We start from the raw sequence: 14,612 nt of genomic DNA, 5'->3' as shown, positions 1-14,612 counted from the left end.
CGATAACAGCACAGCAGATGAATAAAATAGTTTTCTCATAACTGTTTCAGGGCATTTGCGCGACTGGACATATTAGTGAATACCGCGCTGCGCACGCGCGAGCAAACCACTTCAATCTTACTATCAATTTCGGATTTCATTATTTCCGCAGAGTTCTTATCAATTATTGATCGATTTCGCTTGTAGATTTCATAGCTTTTATTAATTGTATTAAATTGCTGTTTGTAAGTTTCAAATGCGGAATTATCCAGACCTTTTAAGGCAGTCAGAAGCTCGTAACATTGCTGCGCCTGCTGTTTCTGCGGCGCATCCTTCACCACGGAGGGCACCGTTGATTTAACACAACCCGCTAATGTAAAGGGTAAAACGAAGGAAAGACATAAAAGATAAGAGTGTGAACGCCGCATAATATCCTCATCATTCAGGCATATCAATTCACTGAATTGCATTCAGTTGATAAATAAATTAAACGGGAAATATCCGTCAAATAACAACAGGGGTGAAAACTATCACGCCGGAATTTAAATAACAACAAGAAGCCACACAGCCTGAATGGATATTATTGATACATCATAATTTCATTATAAGTAATGAAATACAATACTTTCACTGAATGAATAGAATATGAAAATGTGCGGATAAAATAATAATGCCGCCTTCCAGGCAGAAAGGCGGCATGGGGAAACTAGATGTGCAGTTCCTGCAATTTCTCTTTCGGCAGGGCGAGTTCTTCGTTGCTGTTAACGCGAACATCGCGATCGAGGATGTGACGCGCGATTTCTTGCGCTTCTTCCAGAGAGTGCATTTGGTATGTCCCGCACTGATAAATATTCAGTTCCGGGATCTGATTCTGCTCTTTTACTTTCAGGACATCTGCCATCGCCGCTTTCCAGGCATCGGCGACGCGCTGCTCGTCCGGCGTACCGATCAGGCTCATGTAGAAACCGGTGCGGCAACCCATCGGAGAGATGTCGATGATCTCAACGCCGTTGCCGTTGAGGTGGTTACGCATAAAACCGGCGAACAGATGTTCCAGCGTATGGATACCTTTTTCCGGCATCACTTTTTTGTTCGGTACACAGAAACGCAGGTCGAATACGGTAATGGTGTCGCCGTGCGGCGTGTCCATAGTCTTGGCAACACGGACTGCTGGCGCTTCCATACGGGTATGATCGACAGTGAAGCTATCCAATAATGGCATTTAGTCACCTCCGACAGTGATTTTTTTAAAAATAAAATGAACTCTTTTTTCCCGTGCGAGTCTGAGTATATGAAAGACGCGCATTTGTTATCATCATCCCTGAACTTCAGAGATGAAATTTTGGCCACAGAGATGTGGCCTTTTTCTTTTGTATCAGGCGTGGCGCGCGAGTAACGCCTCGAATGACTCCGAATCTCCGGCTTCAACCTCTGCCTGACGCGCCAGCGACGCTTTGCGCTCGGCGATAAAATCTTCCTCAAGCAAAATTTCCAGTGGCTCTTCACGCAGCTGCGACCGGTACTGATCGCCCAGGGCTTTCCCCGTGCCGCCAATACCATTATCAATCATTGAGCGCAGAATGCGCGCAGAAAATGTCAATTCCGGATCGTCGAAGCTGGCAACCAACTGGTTACACACTTTTTCGTACTCTTCGCCACCGTACACGCCATCCAGCGTCTGCGCTACACGTTTCAGATCGCTAAACAGATCCTTACCGACCTGAGCGAGCGGGAACTGTGCGGTTTCACAACCCATTCCGAGCGTCAAACCAGGTTTACGCCCTTCCAGAATCACGCGATTCCAGTTAGTACGGGTGCACAGCAATTCATCGCTGCTCATTTCTGGCGCATCAGCCAGCACGCACCAGACCATAAACAGATCGAGGAAACGCACTTGCTGCTCGTCAACGCCAATGGCGGTGAACGGATTGATATCCAGGGAACGCACTTCGATGTATTCAATGCCGCCACGCAGCAACGCATCCGAGGGTGTTTCGCCGCTACGGGTTACACGTTTCGGGCGAATGGGTGCATACAACTCGTTTTCAATCTGCAGAATATTGGTGTTGATCTGTAAGTATTTGCCCTCTTTCTTCAGACCAATTTTGGCGTATTCCTCAGAAGGCGTTTTGATGGCGCGCTTCAACGCCACCACATAGTCATGCAGGTTATTGAAGGTAATACCTAGATTGCTTTGCGATTTATTGGTGTACCCAAGATCGCTCAGGCGTAATGAGGTCGCATACGGCAAGTAGTACATACCGTTCGGTGTTTTCTCAAACGGCAGCGTTGTCGGTTTCCCTTGCAGGAACGACGAGCAAATTGCTGGCGAAGCGCCAAACAGATACGGGATCACCCAGCCAAACCGGTAGTAATTGCGGATGAGGCGAAAATAACCTTCCGATACCGATTCTTTATCCGTACTGCCGTTTTTCGCTTCCCAGAAAGCCATCGGCAGCGAGAAATTGTAATGCACACCGGAAATGGTTTGCATCAGCGCGCCATAGCGATTTTTCAGCCCTTCGCGGTAGAGCGTTTTCAGGCGACCGATATTGGACGTGCCATACTGCGCCAGCTCAATATCCTGACCATCTTTGATATAGCACGGCATGCTCAACGGCCACATGCGTTCGTCGCCTATCTGGCGCGCAGTGTAGCGGTGAATATCACGCATGATGGTCAGCATATGATCGATATCGCCATCTACCGGAGTGATAAATTCCAGCAGCGCTTCAGCAAAATCGGTGGTGATCCATTTATGGGTCAGTGCTGAGCCAAGCGCAGCCGCGTGACCCGTAGTTGCCAGAGAGCCATCCGCATTTACGCGCAGCGTTTCACGCTCAAGACCGCGTTGTATCCCCTTCAAAGCTTGAGGATGTTTTTCCAGCCAGGACAGCGCCTGTGATACGTCCGGGATCAAATTGACCTCCCGCCTGTCATAATCATTTTATTAAGCATAATTGTAATGGTTGACGATTAAAGGTCACTCACTCAGTCCAATTAGTGCCACCACGTCATACCCTGCAGCGTCACAAAGGCGATCGCCAGATAGCGCAACGCTTTGCCAAGGCATAAAAAAATCACTACCGGCCCCCACGACAAGCGCATCCATCCTGCCAGCAGGCACAGCAAGTCGCCTATAACAGGCACCCAGCTTAACAACAGCGCTGCCGCGCCGTATCGTTTAAGCCAGTCAGTCGCTTTTTCCTGCCAGCGCGATGTCTTACGCTGCGGGAAGAAACGCCCAAGAATAACGTTAGTCAGCCCTCCAAGGCTATTACCCATTGTTGCTATTACAACAAGAAGCCAGGGCTGGCTAATGTGAGAAATTAGCATTGCAACCAGCACGACCTCAGAATTGCCAGGCAACAGCGTGGCGCTGAGAAAGCTGCTGGAAAACAGTGACAATAGCGACAGCGTGTCGCTCACAATAAGCGTACGTCCACGACGTCCATACCGGCTGCACGCGCCGCCTTAAGCCCGAAATCTGCATCTTCGAAAACAATGCATTGCGCCGGTTCCACCCCCATGCTTTGCGCACAAAGCAGGAAAGTATCGGGCGCGGGTTTGTGATGTTTAACATGATCGGCTGCGATAACGGCGTCAAAGTATCCCCGCAGTCCAAGATGTGCCAGCAGCGCTTCCGCAATCGCGCTTTCGCTGCCCGTTCCCACAGACATCGGACGGCGACCATGCCACGCTTTCACCACCTCGATAAGCGGTAATGGGCGAACAGAGTCCAGCAGCATCGCTTTTACCATCGCCGTTTTTTCCTGAGCCAACAAATGAGGATCGAGATCGCCCTGGTTAGCTTCAATAATGGATTGCGCGATACGCCAGGTTGGAGCGCCGTTAAGCCCAATCATCGCCTGTTCGTCAAAACGCATCCCATAACGCCCGAGCACTTCATGCCAGGCTTTACGGTGAGTTGGCTCTGTATCAAGAATAGTGCCATCCATATCGAAAATCAGACCAGCGTAACGTTCGTACATCATGTTCTCACAAAGCGGATAACAAACAGTTACTTTAACGTAAACAGTGATTTTTGTCGCTGCCAGCGAGTGAGAAGCATTGTGTTAAGCATGATTTTGACGGGGTACCGGTGAGACGAAGTTTTGTGTTTTGCGCAGGCGATGCGGTCTGGAGAATGGCTTTGTTTAACTTGTAGGGTATTGTCTGAGCTGCTTTATTCTCGCTGGTATCAGCAGAAACATGCACTAAACCTGAGAGAATAAATCGACGGGGGTATTGCAGAAGATGGTGCATCCGGGAGGATTCGAACCTCCGACCGCTCGGTTCGTAGCCGAGTACTCTATCCAGCTGAGCTACGGATGCATCGGGAAAAGTTTTACGCTACAGATTCAGAACTTCTTGAACAAACAAATCCGGGAAGATAACTCGGATTCATCTCACCTTCAGACCGTTGCTGAAACAGCAGCTATCCTTTCTGATTTCGGCAACAATGTTCGCCGAAACTGAAAGAATAAATAGGCTGGTGTATCAAGAAGATGGTGCATCCGGGAGGATTCGAACCTCCGACCGCTCGGTTCGTAGCCGAGTACTCTATCCAGCTGAGCTACGGATGCATCGGAAAATGCTTTTTACAACACAGATTCATATCTGCATGTCATCGGCGTACTGAGCAAGATGGTGCATCCGGGAGGATTCGAACCTCCGACCGCTCGGTTCGTAGCCGAGTACTCTATCCAGCTGAGCTACGGATGCATCGGGAAACTTACTTTACAACGCTGATTCAGTGCTGCGTTACCTCGCCACACTGAACAAGATGGTGCATCCGGGAGGATTCGAACCTCCGACCGCTCGGTTCGTAGCCGAGTACTCTATCCAGCTGAGCTACGGATGCAAAATGGCGGTGAGGCGGGGATTCGAACCCCGGATGCAGCTTTTGACCGCATACTCCCTTAGCAGGGGAGCGCCTTCAGCCTCTCGGCCACCTCACCACACGCGCCTCTTTCGAGTGCTTCGAAGAACTTGTTAAGGGCTCATCGTCGCTGCGTGGCGCACATATTACTTTCTGGGACTTATAAGTCAAACACTTTTTCCAGCCCCTGAATCGTTTGCACACTTCGCAGGCAATTAGCCTGCAAAAAGGACAAAAAGGATGTTTTATCAGCAAAATTTCTGCCGTTCCGCTGCAGAAAAATTGCAAACACATGCACGGCCCAAAAGCGCGTAACAGAGGAAAACAGCGAGTATGTAATAAAAAGGAAACGTAACGAGGGGAAAATCAGGAGGAGGTGTTGCGTCTCGCCGGGAAACAGCGAGACGCGATAATAGCATCAGTAGTTCGACTGCTGTGATTTTTCAGCCTGGATACGCTGGTAGATCTCTTCACGGTGAACGGAAACTTCTTTAGGGGCGTTAACGCCGATACGAACCTGGTTACCCTTAACCCCTAATACAGTCACAGTGACCTCATCCCCAATCATGAGGGTTTCACCAACTCGACGAGTCAGAATCAGCATTCTTTGCTCCTTGAAAGATTAAAAGAGTCGGGTCTCTCTGTATCCCGGCATTATCCATCATATAACGCCAAAAAGTAAGCGATGACAAACACCTAAGTGTAAGCAGTCACGGCATTACATTCTGTTAAACCTAAGTTTAGCCGATATACAAGACTTTAACCTGACTTTATCGTTATCAATAGCGTAGTGGCAACAACGCCATAACCGCAAGGTTATGGCGTCTGCTTTCGCTTTGTAATTATGACAGTTTAGCGCTTACCCAGTCTTTTACACTGGCGAGAGCGGCAGGCAGTGCGGCTGCGTCAGTACCGCCAGCTTGCGCCATATCCGGACGTCCGCCACCTTTACCCCCAACCTGCTGGGCAACCATACCGATCAATTCCCCGGCCTTCACACGGTCGGTCACATCCTTCGACACACCCGCAATCAGGGAAACTTTTCCTTCCGCCACGGTGGCAAGCACAATCACTGAATCACCCAGTTGGTTTTTCAGATCGTCCACCATGGTACGCAGCATCTTCGGCTCGACGCCAGCGAGCTCGCTAACCAGCAGTTTGACGCCGTTAAGATCAATCGCTTTACCGGACAGGTTAGCGCTCTCCTGCGCCGCGGCCTGCTCTTTAAGCTGCTGCAACTCTTTTTCCAGCTGGCGAGTACGTTCAATAACAGTACGCACTTTATCGCCAAGGTTCTGGCTATCGCCTTTCAGCAACTGCGCGACATCATGCAACTGGTCACTCTGCGCATGCAGGCTGGCAATCGCGCCTTCACCGGTTACCGCTTCGATACGGCGCACGCCCGCCGCCGTGCCGGATTCAGACACAATACGGAACAGACCTATATCACCGGTGCGGGAAGCATGTGTGCCGCCGCAGAGCTCAGTCGAGAAATCCCCCATGCGCAGCACGCGCACGCGATCTTCGTATTTCTCGCCAAACAACGCCATTGCACCATTCGCTTTTGCCGCTTCCAGATCCATGATGTTGGTTTCGATTGGCAGGTTACGGCGAATTTGCGCGTTCACCAGATCTTCTACCGCACGGATTTCCGATGGTTTCATGGCTTCAAAATGGGAGAAGTCAAAACGCAACGCTTTGTCGTTTACCAGCGAGCCTTTCTGCGCCACATGCGTACCGAGCACATCGCGCAGCGCGGCATGCATCAGGTGTGTGGCAGAGTGGTTCAGACGAATACGCGCACGGCGCACTTCATCGACTTCCGCTTTCACACCGTCGCCGACTTTCAACGAACCGCTATTCAGCTTACCGAGATGACCAATCGCCTGACCGTATTTCTGCGTATCCTGTACGGCAAAGGCAAAGCCATTACCTTTCAGTTCGCCTTTGTCGCCCACCTGGCCGCCAGACTCGGCGTAGAACGGCGTCTCATCGAGAACAACCACCGCTTCCTGACCTGCAGCAATCGCATTCACCGGCTTACCGTCGACAAACAGCGCAGTCACTTTGCCGTTCAGTTCCAGATGGTCATAGCCTTTAAATTCTGACGCGCCATCAACGCGGATCATTGCGTTGTAATCTGCGCCGAAACCGCTGGATTCGCGTGCGCGACGGCGTTGCTCTTCCATCGCGGCTTCAAAACCTGCTTCGTCAACTTTCAGGTTACGCTCACGACAAACATCGGCGGTTAAATCCACCGGGAAGCCATAAGTGTCGTACAGGCGGAAAGCGGTCTCCCCGTCCAGCGTGTCGCCTTTCAGTTTTGCCAGCTCTTCGTCCAGCAGTGCCAGACCGCGCTCCAGCGTACGTGCAAATTGCTCTTCTTCGGTTTTCAGAACCTGCTCAACCTGAGCCTGTTGGCGTTGCAGATCTTCCCCGGCGGAACCCATTACCGCGATCAGCGGGCCAACCAGCTTATAGAAGAAGGTGTCCTTCGCGCCCAGCATGTTGCCATGACGAATCGCACGACGAATGATACGACGCAGTACATAGCCACGGTTTTCGTTCGACGGAATGACGCCATCGGCAATCAGGAAGGCGCAGGAACGGATGTGGTCAGCGATTACGCGCAGGGATTTGTTACCCAAATCGGTCGCGCCGGTCACGTTTGCCACCGCCTGAATCAGCTTCGCGAACAGGTCAATTTCGTAGTTGGAATTCACATGTTGCAGCACTGCGGCAACGCGTTCCAGGCCCATACCGGTATCCACGGACGGCTTCGGCAGCGGTTCCATGGTGCCATCAGCCTGGCGGTTGAACTGCATAAAGACGATGTTCCAGATTTCGATATAGCGATCGCCGTCTTCTTCCGGGCTGCCCGGAGGGCCACCCCAGATATGGTCGCCGTGATCGTAGAAAATCTCGGTGCACGGGCCGCACGGGCCGGTATCGCCCATCTGCCAGAAGTTGTCAGAGGCGTAAGCGGCACCTTTGTTATCACCGATGCGAATAATGCGCTCGCGCGGCACGCCCACTTCTTTTTCCCAGATTTCGTACGCTTCGTCGTCCGTTTCGTATACCGTCACCCACAGACGCTCTTTCGGCAGGTTGAACCAGTTCTCACCGGTCAGCAGTTCCCACGCGTACTGAATAGCATCATGTTTGAAGTAGTCGCCGAAGCTAAAGTTGCCCAGCATTTCAAAGAATGTGTGATGGCGTGCGGTGTAACCGACGTTTTCCAGGTCGTTGTGTTTACCACCAGCACGAACGCAACGCTGTGCTGTGGTAGCGCGGGAATAATTACGTTTGTCGAGCCCAAGGAATACATCCTTGAACTGGTTCATCCCGGCGTTGGTAAACAGCAGAGTCGGGTCGTTATTCGGTACCAGGGAGCTGCTGGCAACTACCTGATGTCCCTTACTATGGAAAAAATCGAGAAACGCCTGACGGATCTCAGCGGTGCTCTTGCTCATAATTATCCTGAAATCAAGCTAACGAAATGTGGTAACCGGCCGTTGCCATACATGGAAAACACGCCAGCTACTGGAAAAAGTGGGAATAAGATAAGTTTTCTTTACTGCGAAGTAAAATCCCGTATGCGCTCAGTCGGCAAAATTTCGCCATATTTCCTGAATATCTTCCTGCATAAAGCCGCGATAGAGCAAAAAACGCTGCACTTTTACTTTCGCCGCATATTCAGTCGGCAGCGGTTCACCATATTTGCGCTGCGCCTGCGCACGGGCACTCTCCACCCAGTCGATATCGCATTCGCGTAGCGCGCTTTCACAGTCTTCGCGCGAGATCCCTTTCTGGTTTAATTCCTGTCGAATGCGTGCCGGACCATAACCTTTACGCGCACGGCTGGCGATAAACTGGCGCACAAAGCGCATGTCATCAAGAAAGTTATGCTCCAGACACCACGCAACGACCTCTTCGACCTCTTCCGGCGTGATATCCAGTTCTTCCGGGCCGTTTTTACTCATTACTGGCGCGGTTAATTTGCGACGAAACTCTTTTTCGCTGTGATCGCGCATCGCCAGAATCCGCATCGCTCTGTCACGCAGGCGGGAAACGGCGGAGCGGCGAGAAGGGTTTTCAGGCATGGCTTAATCCTGTGTGCGTAGAAAAGCAAAAGGGCTGCATCAGCAGCCCTTGATTATCATTGAAATTATCAGAAATCTTCGTTGGTTTCTTCAACGTCTTCGTCATTGCCATCGGCAGTGAATTCAGCAGAAGAATTCTGGTTGCTGAGCAGAATTTCGCGCAGCTTTTTCTCGATCTCTTTCGCCGCCGCCGGGTTTTCTTTCAGCCAGGTCGTTGCGTTCGCTTTACCCTGACCAATTTTGTCGCCGTTGTAGCTATACCAGGCACCCGCTTTTTCAATCAGTTTCTCTTTCACGCCAAGATCGACCAGCTCGCCGTAGAAGTTAATGCCTTCGCCGTAGAGGATCTGGAATTCAGCTTGTTTGAACGGCGCAGCGATTTTGTTTTTCACCACTTTCACGCGGGTTTCGCTGCCGACAACGTTATCACCCTCTTTCACCGCACCGATACGGCGAATATCCAGACGCACAGAGGCGTAGAATTTCAGCGCGTTACCGCCAGTGGTGGTTTCCGGGTTACCGAACATTACGCCAATTTTCATACGGATCTGGTTGATGAAGATCAGCAGCGTGTTGGACTGTTTCAGGTTACCGGCCAGTTTACGCATCGCCTGGCTCATCATACGCGCCGCAAGGCCCATGTGAGAGTCGCCGATTTCGCCTTCGATTTCCGCTTTCGGCGTCAGCGCCGCAACGGAGTCGACCACCAGCACGTCAACCGCACCGGAGCGCGCCAGCGCGTCACAGATTTCCAGCGCCTGTTCACCAGTGTCCGGCTGAGAACAGAGCAGGTTGTCGATATCAACGCCCAGTTTGCGAGCGTAAACCGGATCCAGCGCGTGTTCCGCATCGATAAACGCACAGGTTTTGCCTTCGCGCTGCGCAGCGGCAATTACTTGCAGGGTCAGCGTCGTTTTACCTGAAGATTCAGGCCCGTAAATTTCGACGATACGCCCCATCGGCAAACCGCCCGCGCCCAGCGCGATATCCAGCGAGAGCGAACCGGTAGAGATGGTTTCCACATCCATGGAACGGTCTTCACCCAGACGCATGATGGAGCCTTTACCGAATTGCTTTTCGATCTGACCCAGTGCGGCTGCAAGCGCCTTTTGTTTGTTTTCGTCGATAGCCATGATTACTCCTTCATGCAGAGTGAAGCGCGTTACGCTCCGCGGTGAATTACTGTTCTGTTGTCGCAATTATACTGTATGGTCATACAGTATCAAGCATTTTGTAGAAAATGTTGCCAAAGGGTTTGCAGAGCATAGGCGGTAGCCTGTCTGCGCACCGCTTCACGGTCACCTGAGAAGCATTCACGCCGCGTGATCCCTTCCCCACTGACGCTGGCAATGCCAAACCAGACGGTGCCAACCGGCTTCTCGTCGCTGCCGCCATCCGGCCCGGCGATGCCGCTGATGGAAATCGCATAGTCGGCGCGCGCCGCTTTCAGCGCACCAATCGCCATCTCGACCACCACCTGCTCGCTGACCGCGCCGTGCGCATCCAGCGTGGCGGGCTGTACGCCAATCATTTGGGCTTTCGCTTCATTACTGTAGGTAACAAACCCGCGTTCAAACCAGGCGGAACTGCCAGCGATATCGGTTACCACCTTCGCCACCCAACCGCCGGTACAGGACTCCGCCGTGGTCAGCGTCGCGCCGCGCGCCTTAAGCGCCAGCCCGATGCGTTCGCTGAGCTGCATTAATTCATTGTCCGTCATGATGGCTCCCGTGCGTCTAAAAAATGTGGCGGAAAAGATACCACTTTCCGCGAAAAGATGGGGACGGGATGGCGAATTTACGAGGAGGCTTCCGAAAAAAGGCCAGCGAGCGCTGGCCTGCGTGGCTTATTGCCAGTTACTTCATGCTGTTATAGATAGTGTCGACATTATGACGAAAGGCTTTCTGATAGGTATCTGCCACCCCGCCTTTGGCGCTTAACGCTTCCGGATAAAGCTCGCCGCCCGGTTGCGCGCCGGTTGCGCTGGCGATCTGTTTCACCAGCCGTGGATCCAGTTGGTTTTCCATAAACCACACTTTCACGCCATCGGCTTTAATCTGTTTGATAAGCGAGGCCACCTGTGCGGCACTGGCTTCACTTTCAGAAGAGATGCCTTGCGGCGCCATGAAATCAACGCCGTAAGCGCGAGCAAAATAGCCAAACGCATCGTGGCTGGTCAGCACTTTACGTTTCGCCTGCGGCACCGCGCTGAAGCGCTCTTTTGCCCAGCTATCCAGCTTGTTTAACTGGTCGATATAACGCTGACCGGAAGCATTCAACGCGGCTTCATCAGCCGGATCGGCTTTCACCAGCGCGGCGAGAATATTCTTTGCGTACAGCGCGCCATTCGCGGCGCTGTTCCAGGCGTGGGGATCGGTCACTGTTGCGCCATCTTCTTCCAGCGTATGCGTTGCAACACCAGTTGATGCGACGACAAGCTGGCCTTTAAAGCCAGAGGCTTTCACCAGACGATCCAGCCAGCCTTCCAGCCCCAGGCCGTTCACCACCACCACATCGGCGCTGTTGAGCAGCGCGCTGTCTTTCGCCGATGGTTCAAAGGTGTGCGGATCGCCATCCGGCCCCACCAGCGTGGTCACCTTGACGTGATCGCCACCAACCTGCTGGGTGATATCGCCCAGAATCGAGAAGCTGGCGACCACATTTACTGTTTTTGCCATTGCGCCCTGCGCCACCAGGCCGAGCGCCAGCGCCAGAATAAGCCCTGTCCGTTTCATCATTTCCCCTTGCTACGTTAAAAGTGCGCGCAGGCTGTGAGCCAGCCCACTGCGCGTGCCGAATAAAATGGAAAAAAAGAAGACAATACTGGCGGTCAGCACAATCGCCGGTCCGGCGGGCAACCCCGCCATCCACGACAGACTTAACCCAAGCCAGGCGCACAGCGCGCCAATGCTGGCCGCCAGCAACAATAATCCGGGTAATGTCCGCGCCCAGCAGCGCGCTGCCACAGCGGGGAGCATCATCACGCCCACGGCCATTAATGTGCCGAGCACCTGAAAGCCAGCCACCAGGTTGAGCACCAGTAACGCCAGAAACAGCCCGTGCAGCAAGCCCGGCGCGCGCGGCGAGTTAACCTGCAAAAACGCGTTGTCGAACGCTTCACTGACCATGCCGCGATAGCAAAACGCCAGCACCAGCAGCGTCAGGCTGGCCACACCCGCGACAAACAGCGCCGAGTCGCGATCGACCGCCAGAATCGAGCCAAACAGCAGATGCAGCAGATCGACACTGGAGCCGCGCAGCGAAACCAGCGTGACGCCGAGCGCCAGCGACCCGAGGTAGAAACCGGCAAAGCTGGCGTCCTCTTTAAGCGGCGTGCGGCGGCTTACCCAACCAGCCACCAGCGCGACGGTGATACCTGCGACAAAACCGCCGATACTCATCGCCAGCAACGACATCCCGCTTAGCAAATAGCCCACCGCCACGCCAGGCAGAATGGCGTGCGACAGCGCATCACCCATCAGGCTCATGCGGCGCAGCAGCAAAAAAACGCCCAGCGCCGTGGTACTGATGGAGAGCGCCAGACACACCACCAGTGCGCGGCGCATAAAGCCAAATTCGATAAACGGCTGAAAAAAGAGATGCCAGATCATGCCCTGCACACCTCATCTTTTACCGCGAAATGCACGGTCGCGCCCCACTGCGCCACGCGTTCGTCGAGGCGTAATGTTTGCGGGAAGTAGCGAGACACGCGCTCGCTATCGTGCAGCACGGCAAGAATGGTTTGCCCGCCGCGATGCATGTCCACAATCTGCTCCATCAACAGTTGCGATGTGGCTTCATCAATACCGGTAAACGGCTCGTCGAGCATGACCAGCGGCGCGTTCAGCACCCAGACGCGGGCAAACAGCATGCGCTGAAACTGCCCGCCGGAAAGTGTATCAATTGTCTCGTGCGCCATTGCCGCCAGCCCAACGCGCTCCAGCCCCTGAGCGATTCGGCTGCGGGCATCGCGGTTCAACCCGCGAAACAGCGAAACGCGCGGCCAGCACCCCATACTCACTACGTCCTGCACGGTGAGCGGAAATTGTGATTCCAGCGCGTGGCGCTGCGCCAGCCAGCCAATGACTGGCCGCACCGGTTGCCAGCGCAAAACGCCGCTCACCGGCGGTAAAAATCCGGCCAGCGTTTTTAACAGTGTCGATTTGCCGCAGCCGTTTGCGCCAACAATCGCCGTCATGCTGCCGCGCGCCAGCGTGCCGCACAGCGCCGGCGTGATCGCAAGGCGATCGTAGCCTGCGACCAAATGGTCAAGTTCAATCATGGCAGCGCAACCGCCCAGTTTGTCAGGAGCCAAAGCACCGCTAATAGCGCGGCCGCCAGCACTAAGCGGATCGTGCCGGAAAGGGAAAACAGCGTTACGGGAATCATTCACACACCTCATATGTTATAACGTAACAATAATCAGTATGAATGACTAAGTAAATCGCTATGCGTAACGGGAGTGCATCGAAATGTTTCAGGTTCCCCTCCCGCAGGAGGGGAGAGAGATCAGCGAACGCGCGCCAGTGAAACCGCCTGGCCGAGCTGCCAGACCGCCATCGCGTAGTGTGTGCTGTGGTTATAGCGGGTGATAGTGAAGAAGTTCGGCAGACCGTACCAGTACTCATAGCCGGTGCCCACATCAAGGCGCAGCAGACTCGCCTGCTGGTGCGCGCCCAGCGGCTGCTGTGGCGTTAAGCCCGCGGCAGCCAGTTGCCCGACGCTGTAGTTCGTTTTAAAGCCATTTTCCAGCCCCGGCGCCTGGCCGTTGGCCGGGATCGCCACCACATCGCCTTTCACCCAGCCGTGCTGTTTGAAGTAGTTCGCCACGCTGCCAATGGCATCCACCGGATCCCACAGGTTGATATGCCCGTCGCCGTTGAAATCGACGGCGTACTGCTTGTATGAAGAGGGCATAAATTGTCCATAGCCCATTGCGCCAGCGAAAGAACCTTTCAGATCAAGCGGATCGTCGCTCTCATCACGCGCCATCAGCAGGAACGTCTCCAGCTCGCTGGCGAAATACTCCGCGCGGCGCGGGTAAGCGAAGGCCAGCGTCGCTAACCCGTCCAGAATACGCGTTTTGCCCATCACGCGGCCCCAGCGGGTTTCCACGCCGATAATGCCAACGATAATTTCCGGCGGCACGCCGTAAACCATCCACGCGCGGTTAAGCGCGTCTTCATACTGATTCCAGAACGCCACGCCATTTTGCACATTGTCCGGGGTGATGAACTGCTTGCGATAGCGCAGCCAGGCGCCGTTCGGCCCGGTGGGTCCCGCTGTCGTCGGCGCTTGCTTATCCATCAGGCGCAACACGTAATCCAGGCGTTTGGCCTGCGAGAGAATTTCATGCAGTTGCTGGCGGTCAAAACCGTGCTTGCTGACCATCATATTGATGAACTGCTCCGCCGCCGGGTTATTGGCAAAGTCACCGCCGGTCATCAGAACATTGTGCTGCGGCTCGAGCAGGAAACCGCCGGAAGGCGCGGGCGACGCGGTTTGCGGGGTTTCAGCAAGCGGGGGTTTACTGCTACAGGCACAGAGCACAACAAACGCAGGCAGTAATGCTGCGTAACAACGCTTCAACATGGGACTTCCATTTTAAACGAATCAGCCAGGAGCAAGTATGGTAAAGCATCTGCGTA

Annotated in this window: 14 protein-coding genes and 5 tRNA genes; all 19 read right to left on the bottom strand. The window is 53.7% G+C overall.

What is annotated here, in order from left to right:
• Window positions 1-35 precede the first annotated feature (35 nt).
• The 19 genes from JKP81_RS16350 to mltB all read right to left on the bottom strand — a co-directional run bounded on the left by JKP81_RS16350 (window position 36) and on the right by mltB (window position 14,556).
• On the bottom strand, window positions 36-320 hold the full coding sequence (locus JKP81_RS16350) for a hypothetical protein (protein ID WP_200552549.1): 285 nt from the start codon (window positions 318-320) through the stop codon (window positions 36-38).
• A 365-nt stretch (window positions 321-685) separates the two neighbouring features.
• On the bottom strand, window positions 686-1,201 hold the full coding sequence (luxS, locus tag JKP81_RS16345; RefSeq protein WP_200552548.1) for an S-ribosylhomocysteine lyase: 516 nt from the start codon (window positions 1,199-1,201) through the stop codon (window positions 686-688).
• Between the two features lie 153 nt (window positions 1,202-1,354).
• Window positions 1,355-2,899: a glutamate--cysteine ligase gene (gshA, locus tag JKP81_RS16340; RefSeq protein ID WP_200552547.1), complete on the bottom strand. Its 1,545-nt coding sequence runs from the start codon at window positions 2,897-2,899 to the stop codon at window positions 1,355-1,357.
• 80 nt (window positions 2,900-2,979) lie between these two features.
• Entirely contained in the window at window positions 2,980-3,408 is a 429-nt protein-coding gene (locus tag JKP81_RS16335; RefSeq protein ID WP_097407351.1) for a YqaA family protein, read from the bottom strand.
• The gene (yqaB, locus tag JKP81_RS16330; RefSeq protein WP_200552593.1) at window positions 3,405-3,971 is read right to left on the bottom strand and encodes a fructose-1-phosphate/6-phosphogluconate phosphatase; all 567 of its coding nucleotides are present in this window, start codon (window positions 3,969-3,971) and stop codon (window positions 3,405-3,407) included. The genes JKP81_RS16335 and yqaB overlap by 4 nt, the downstream gene beginning before the upstream one ends.
• 266 nt (window positions 3,972-4,237) lie before the next feature.
• Window positions 4,238-4,314: transfer RNA gene (locus JKP81_RS16325), tRNA-Arg, on the bottom strand.
• A gap of 174 nt (window positions 4,315-4,488) precedes the next feature.
• A tRNA-Arg gene (locus JKP81_RS16320) sits at window positions 4,489-4,565 on the bottom strand.
• Between the two features lie 62 nt (window positions 4,566-4,627).
• Window positions 4,628-4,704, bottom strand: a tRNA-Arg gene (locus tag JKP81_RS16315).
• 62 nt (window positions 4,705-4,766) lie between these two features.
• Window positions 4,767-4,843, bottom strand: a tRNA-Arg gene (locus tag JKP81_RS16310).
• A 4-nt stretch (window positions 4,844-4,847) separates the two neighbouring features.
• Window positions 4,848-4,940: transfer RNA gene (locus JKP81_RS16305), tRNA-Ser, on the bottom strand.
• A 339-nt stretch (window positions 4,941-5,279) separates the two neighbouring features.
• Window positions 5,280-5,465: a carbon storage regulator CsrA gene (gene csrA / locus JKP81_RS16300; protein ID WP_007370562.1), complete on the bottom strand. Its 186-nt coding sequence runs from the start codon at window positions 5,463-5,465 to the stop codon at window positions 5,280-5,282.
• Between the two features lie 238 nt (window positions 5,466-5,703).
• Window positions 5,704-8,334, bottom strand: coding sequence for an alanine--tRNA ligase (alaS, locus tag JKP81_RS16295; protein WP_200552546.1), 2,631 nt, complete (start codon window positions 8,332-8,334; stop codon window positions 5,704-5,706).
• A 129-nt stretch (window positions 8,335-8,463) separates the two neighbouring features.
• The gene (gene recX, locus JKP81_RS16290) at window positions 8,464-8,964 is read right to left on the bottom strand and encodes a recombination regulator RecX (RefSeq protein ID WP_200552545.1); all 501 of its coding nucleotides are present in this window, start codon (window positions 8,962-8,964) and stop codon (window positions 8,464-8,466) included.
• A gap of 68 nt (window positions 8,965-9,032) precedes the next feature.
• Window positions 9,033-10,097: a recombinase RecA gene (recA, locus tag JKP81_RS16285; protein ID WP_017459314.1), complete on the bottom strand. Its 1,065-nt coding sequence runs from the start codon at window positions 10,095-10,097 to the stop codon at window positions 9,033-9,035.
• An 89-nt stretch (window positions 10,098-10,186) separates the two neighbouring features.
• Window positions 10,187-10,684: a nicotinamide-nucleotide amidase gene (pncC, locus tag JKP81_RS16280; protein ID WP_200552544.1), complete on the bottom strand. Its 498-nt coding sequence runs from the start codon at window positions 10,682-10,684 to the stop codon at window positions 10,187-10,189.
• Window positions 10,685-10,820: 136 nt separating this feature from the next.
• Window positions 10,821-11,699, bottom strand: a complete 879-nt coding sequence (locus tag JKP81_RS16275; protein ID WP_200552592.1) for a metal ABC transporter substrate-binding protein — start codon at window positions 11,697-11,699, stop codon at window positions 10,821-10,823.
• Between the two features lie 12 nt (window positions 11,700-11,711).
• Window positions 11,712-12,575, bottom strand: a complete 864-nt coding sequence (locus JKP81_RS16270; RefSeq protein ID WP_200552543.1) for a metal ABC transporter permease — start codon at window positions 12,573-12,575, stop codon at window positions 11,712-11,714.
• A complete protein-coding gene (locus JKP81_RS16265; RefSeq protein ID WP_200552542.1) occupies window positions 12,572-13,246 on the bottom strand; it encodes a metal ABC transporter ATP-binding protein in 675 nt (224 codons plus the stop codon). The genes JKP81_RS16270 and JKP81_RS16265 overlap by 4 nt, the downstream gene beginning before the upstream one ends.
• A 227-nt stretch (window positions 13,247-13,473) precedes the next feature.
• Complete coding sequence (gene mltB, locus JKP81_RS16260) at window positions 13,474-14,556, bottom strand: lytic murein transglycosylase B (RefSeq protein WP_200552541.1); 1,083 nt, start codon at window positions 14,554-14,556, stop codon at window positions 13,474-13,476.
• Window positions 14,557-14,612: the final 56 nt, after the last annotated feature.

Source organism: Kosakonia sp. LAM2021 (genome assembly GCF_016620385.1).
Taxonomy (GTDB): domain Bacteria; phylum Pseudomonadota; class Gammaproteobacteria; order Enterobacterales; family Enterobacteriaceae; genus Kosakonia; species Kosakonia sacchari.
Note: the sequence above shows the minus strand (reverse complement) of the source record. Positions and strands in the feature narration are given on the sequence as shown.